Genomic DNA, 5898 nt, shown 5'->3' with positions numbered 1-5898 from the left:
GTTAGCGCAGATGGTACTGCTGTATTGTGGGAGAGTATGTCGTCGCCTTCTTCTTTAAAACCCTTCATCATATCGATGAAGGGTTTTTTTATGCAATAAAGTCAGGGAATGCATAACACTTTGAATTCAACTAGAGGATTTCAACCGTGTAATTCAGCTAGCCAGTCTATCTATGTACAGGAAATACAATGTTATCTATGTATATTGAGGTAATTATGAATCTCTTGTAAATAGTCGAAATTCCTCTTTTGTATACATATTTTCTGGAATATACAAAGTGGAAGTGTCGATTACTTAAGTGACCTGATCAATTGCCCAATACAATAATACAAGAGAAGTTTTCTATTGAATCGAGTGGCAGTAACCTTTATATAATACAAAAGCAGCCGATTGGCTGCTTTTGTATTATAAGTCTCAGTTTATACCTGTCCTAAACTTGAGGAAGATCTCCCTCTCCCTTTACAGGTAATTTTGATTTACCCATCAGGAATTTATCTACATGATGTGCAGCTTCGCGACCTTCTGAAATTGCCCAGACAATTAGTGATTGTCCTCTACGCATATCTCCGGCAACAAATACATGTCTCTTATTAGTAGTATAGGTTTTACTTCCTTTAATATTAGTTCTTTCATCTATTTCCAGTCCCATTTTCTCAGCCAGAGATTTCTCTGGTCCGGTGAAACCAAGAGAGAGTAGTGCGAGATCACAAGGCCAGTCTTTTTCAGATCCTTCGACTTCTTTGAGTTCTGGTCTCGAACCTGGTCTTTTGATCCATTCTACTTCAACTGTTTTTAGAGCTTTCAGTTTACCATTCTCATCCTTAATAAATTCTTTGGTTTGGATACTCCAATTTCTTTCAACACCTTCTTCGTGGGAAGAACTTGTTTTCATGGTAAAAGGCCAGTAAGGCCATGGATTATCTTTTGTACGGTGTTTTGGAGGTAAAGGCATGATCTCGAAATTAATTACCGAGTTTGCTTCTTGTCTATTAGATGTTCCAACGCAATCTGAACCTGTATCTCCACCACCAATAACAATCACATTCCTGCCATTAGCGTTATACTTGCTGTCCAGGTCATGCAATCCATCAATATGCTGGTTGTTATGAGTGAGGAAGTCCATTGCCTGCACAACGCCCTCGGCATCAGATCCCGGGATGGGCAATTTCCTCTTTTCCGTAGCACCTCCGCAAAGAACGACGGCATCAAATGTCTCCAGTTCCTCTATGTCGTAATTATTTCCAACCTCAGTTTCTGTTTTAAATATGATACCTTCAGCTTCGAGAATTTCCAATCTTCGATCTATTATCTTCTTCTCTAATTTAAAGTCAGGTATCCCATAGCGTAAAAGTCCGCCTGGTTTGGCACCACGCTCTAAAACTGTAACTTCATGACCAGCTCTATTCAATTGCTGAGCGGCCGCCAGTCCAGCAGGTCCGCTTCCAATGACAGCAACTTTTTTACCAGTTCTTAGCGAAGGGATTTCAGGCTTTATCCAGCCTTCTTTAAAGCCTCTTTCAACAATATACTTCTCGATCATTTCGATCGCTACAGGGGGCTCTATAATCCCTAATACGCACGCCGATTCACACGGTGCGGGACATAATCTACCTGTAAACTCCGGAAAATTGTTCGTTGCATGCAGGATTGTAAGTGCTTTTTGCCATTCATTCCTGTAAACTGCATGGTTAAAATCCGGAATCAAGTTACCTAAGGGGCAACCTGAATGACAGAAAGGTATTCCGCAATCCATGCATCTACCTCCCTGCTTCTTAAGTTCCTCAGTTGGTAGCTCTTTCTGAAATTCATTATAATTCTTTATCCTGTCCTGAGGTAGTATCGTATCCTCATCTTTTCTTTCGTATTCTAAAAATCCTCTAATCTCTCCCATACCTTACGCCGTTTTAAGAGTTTGCTCGTTGTTTTCTTTCATTTTCTGTAAAGCCTTCTTGTATTCTGTAGGCATGATCTTTATAAAGCCTGCAGAACTGGACTCCCAATTATTCAATATTTCTCGAGCTACATCACTTTCTGTGTATTGATAATGCTTTACTATCAAATCTTCTATTTCCGCAATATTTTCTTCGGAAAGTTCTTCGAATTCGATCATTTCCATATTGAACTTATTTCGATCTATTTTATGATCAGGATCGTAGATATAAGCTGTTCCGCCACTCATACCTGCTGCAAAGTTTCTACCTATGCCTCCAAGAATAACTGCAATTCCTCCGGTCATATATTCACATCCATGATCACCAATTCCTTCAATCACGGCCTTTGCTCCTGAATTCCGAACGCAAAAACGTTCTCCGCCTATACCGTTGATATAAGCTTCACCAGCGGTTGCGCCATATAAAGCAACGTTTCCAATGATAACATTTTCGTGTGAAGCGAAGGTTGCTTCTTTTGGTTTCCGTATAGATAGAACTGCGCCAGAAAGGCCTTTTCCGAAGTAATCATTAGAGTTACCCTCAATATTTAAGTTTAGTCCGCGAGCGGCGAATGCACCAAAACTTTGTCCTGCAGATCCTTTAAAATTCAAAGTTAAGGTGTTTGGAGGTAGTCCGTTTGCACCGTGTATTTTAGAAATCTCATTACTAATAATAGCTCCCGTTGTACGGTTAGTATTATCAATAGTATATTCCAGTGTTACCTGTTCTTTTCGATAGATTGCCGGGTGAGCATGCTTTAGAATATCAAAATCTAGAACACCTTCCAGGTTGTGTAGTTGCTTCTCAGTATTTGACAGCGGAACCTGTTCACTCAAATTCGGCTTATGAAGAATATTAGAAAGGTCTATTCCCTGTGCTTTATAGTGTTTTATCGCTTTATTCATGTCAAGTTTCTGACATTGACCTACCATTTCATTAATGTTTCGATATCCCAGTTGAGCCATGATCTCTCGCAATTCCTGTGCTATGAAATACATGAAATTGATCACATTTTCTGGTGTGCCTTTAAAATTCTTTCTTAATTCAGGATCCTGTGTGGCAATCCCCACAGGGCAGGTATTTAAATGACAAGCTCGCATCATGATACAGCCAGAGGCTACTAATGGTGCGGTGGAAAAACCAAATTCTTCAGCTCCCAATAAGCAAGCGATAGCTACATCACGGCCGGTTTTTAATTGTCCGTCGCATTCAACCACGATCCTGCTTCGTAGATTATTCAGTAATAATGTCTGTTGAGCTTCCGCAATTCCAAGTTCCCAGGGCAATCCTGCGTGTCTTAGCGAGGTAAGCGGAGAAGCTCCGGTTCCTCCATCATATCCTGAAATTAAAACTACATCTGCCTTTGCTTTTGCAACACCGGCGGCAATAGTTCCAACGCCAATCTTAGAAACCAGTTTTACGTTGATTCTTGCTTCGCGGTTTGCGTTCTTAAGGTCAAAAATAAGTTGTGCGAGATCTTCAATAGAATAGATGTCATGATGGGGAGGCGGAGAGATCAATCCAACATAAGGCGTAGAATTTCTTGTTTTAGCAATATCAGGATTCACTTTTGGGCCAGGTAACTGTCCTCCTTCACCGGGTTTTGCACCCTGAGCCATCTTTATCTGAATTTCTTTTGCATTGGTTAGATAGTCAATACTCACTCCAAATCTTCCTGAGGCAACCTGTTTAATGGCAGAATTTCTCCAGTTCCCATCAATATCCTTCTGAAAACGACCGGGATCTTCACCGCCTTCTCCAGAATTACTTTTTCCTTTAATTCTGTTCATGGCCACTGCCAGGTTCTCATGTGCTTCCTTACTTATGGAACCAAAAGACATTGCACCGGTCTTGAAACGTTTTACAATTTCTGTCCACGGTTCTACCTCTTCAATAGGAATAGGATTTAGTTCCTTGAATTTGAACATTCCTCTAATGGTCATCAACCTTTCCGTCTGCTCATTGATTATTTTCGAATATTCAGTATAAGTATCATAACTATTTTGCTTAACCGCTTGTTGTAGTTTTGCAACGCTGGCCGGATTAAAGACGTGGCGTTCACCATTTCTTCTCCAGCGATAATCCCCGCCTATTTCAAGATCAAGATCTGAATCTGTTTCTGGTGGGAAAAAAGCATGCTTGTATCGTTTCTGAATTTCCTTTTCTACTTCGTATAAGCCTATCCCTTCTATCCTTGTTGGAGTATTACAGAAGTATTTATTTACAAATTTCTTGTTGAGTCCGAGTATTTCGAAGATCTGAGATCCACGATAGGAAAGTAAAGTAGAGATTCCAATCTTATTCATGATCTTCACGATCCCTTTTCCAATAGCAACGTTAAAGTTCTCTACCGCTACTTCAGGATCTTCGATATTGATTTCTTTTCTTTCTACAAGGTCGTAGATAATCTCATTAACCATATATGGGTTAATCGCGCTAGCACCATATCCAAAGAGAGCAGCAAAATGATGAGGCTCACGAGGTTCAGCAGATTCGATGACAATTCCAAAACTGGATCTTCGGTTATAATCCTTCACTCTATGATGAACAAATGAACAGGCTAGTAGAGATGGGATTGGCGCAAGGCTTTTATCCACATTTCTATCTGAAAGAATAATTACATTACAGCCATCATCCACAGCCTCTTTGATCTCTACGATCATTTCTTCCAGCCTGTCTTCGAGACCATTCATTCCTTTTTCTGCGGAATAAAGCATAGAAATACTCTTAGCCTTAAAGCCTGGGTAGTCGATATATTTGATCTTATCAAGATCTTCATTGGAAATAACCGGATTCTGAATTTTTAATTTTTTAGCCTGTTCCGGGACTATATCAAATAAATTGATGTCCTCTCCAATAGTCAGACTAATATCTGTAACGATCTCTTCCCGGATTCCATCCAAAGGCGGATTGGTAACCTGGGCGAATAATTGTTTAAAATAGTTAAATAGTAATTGTGGTTTATCTGAAAGTACTGCCAGTGGAATATCGGTTCCCATGGATCCAATAGCTTCTTTAGCATTGGAAGCCATCGGGGTGATAATTGTGGTAATATCTTCGTATGTATAACCATGCAATTTCAGCCTGGTGACATAATCCACATCTTCAACCGGAGTCTGATTTCCTGTATACTTTACATCTGCCAGATGCAAAAGATTGTTATCGAGCCATTCCTGATAGGGGCGCTTAGAAACAATTTTCTCTTTCACTTCTTCATCTTCGATAATTCTACCTTCGATCATGTCAACCAGGAACATTCTTCCTGGTTCGAGTCTACCGTGTTTAAGAACATTTTCCGGCTTGATGTCAAGAACACCAGTTTCAGAAGACATTACCACGTAGCCATCTTTGGTAACCGTATATCTTGAAGGTCTTAATCCATTTCTATCGAGTAAAGCGCCTATATAATTGCCATCGGTAAATGGAATAGAAGCCGGTCCATCCCACGGCTCCATGATGCAGGCATTGTATTCATAGAAAGCTTTTTTACTATCTTCCATTGAAGGGTTTTTCTCCCAGGCTTCAGGAACCATCATCATGATAGCTTCCGGTAAAGATCTACCCGTTTGTAACAGCAGTTCCAACGCCATATCCATGGAAGCTGAATCTGATTTGCCTTCCAGAATTACTGGAATAATTTTTTTAATATCATCTCCAAAATCTTCACTTTCGAAAAGTTCTTCTCGCGCCTTCATTCGGCTTAAATTACCACGCAGCGTATTAATTTCACCATTGTGACACATATAACGAAAAGGTTGTGCCAGGTCCCACGTAGGAAAAGTATTGGTCGAAAAGCGCTGATGTACCAGTGCAAGTTTTGTGATCACATCTGGATCATTAAGATCCTTGTAATAGATATTGATATCCTGAGGCATGAGTAGCCCCTTATATATTATAGTATTGGTGGATAAGCTTGAAAAATAGAAATAGTCACTTTGTGCCAGACCGGAATGTTCTACCTCATGTT

Annotated in this window: 2 protein-coding genes; both read right to left on the bottom strand. The window is 40.1% G+C overall.

Going from position 1 to position 5898, the window contains the following annotated elements:
• Window positions 1-430: 430 nt before the first annotated feature.
• On the bottom strand, window positions 431-1891 hold the full coding sequence (locus tag QZ620_RS13180; protein ID WP_295182489.1) for a glutamate synthase subunit beta: 1461 nt from the start codon (window positions 1889-1891) through the stop codon (window positions 431-433).
• 3 nt (window positions 1892-1894) lie between these two features.
• Window positions 1895-5898, bottom strand: a 4004-nt coding sequence (gene gltB / locus QZ620_RS13175; RefSeq protein ID WP_295182487.1) for a glutamate synthase large subunit, incomplete at its 5' end; no start/stop codon positions are given.

It is taken from the genome of uncultured Christiangramia sp., assembly GCF_913046405.1.
In the GTDB taxonomy this organism is placed as follows: domain Bacteria; phylum Bacteroidota; class Bacteroidia; order Flavobacteriales; family Flavobacteriaceae; genus Christiangramia; species Christiangramia marina.
This window is presented reverse-complemented; position numbering and strand designations above follow the sequence as displayed.